We start from the raw sequence: 315 nt of genomic DNA, 5'->3' as shown, positions 1-315 counted from the left end.
GTGGTAAGTATCTATGACCGCTATGGAAAACTGCTTTGGGAAATGACTGAGTTTAGCCCAGGATGGGATGGAAGTTTCGAAGGAATGCCGCTGCCTTGAACCGATTATTGGTTTAAATTGTCCTATCTGGACTCCGACGGTAATCGCATATATGCCAAACATTTACAAAGCCATTTTTCATTGAGAAGATAGTCAGGATTGCATTTTATCCATTAACTGTACAATTTTTCCGTTGAAGCATACTAAAACATGCTTTTTTGGGGCTATAGGGTTATTCTATAATAACCTCTATAACTCCAAAAAAGCATGTTTTAG

At 38.1% G+C, this 315-nt stretch carries 1 protein-coding gene; it reads left to right on the top strand.

The genetic code is table 11. The features are described from left to right. Nucleotides 1–99, top strand: a complete 99-nt coding sequence (locus ACRHOZ_RS20870) for a T9SS type B sorting domain-containing protein (RefSeq protein ID WP_431130185.1) — start codon at nucleotides 1–3, stop codon at nucleotides 97–99. The last annotated feature ends 216 nt before the right edge of the window (nucleotides 100–315 follow it).

The organism is Flagellimonas flava, from assembly GCF_050617915.1.
Classification (GTDB): domain Bacteria; phylum Bacteroidota; class Bacteroidia; order Flavobacteriales; family Flavobacteriaceae; genus Flagellimonas; species Flagellimonas flava_A.
The sequence above is the reverse complement of the archived record's forward strand: the minus strand, read 5'-3'. Positions and strand labels throughout refer to the sequence as shown.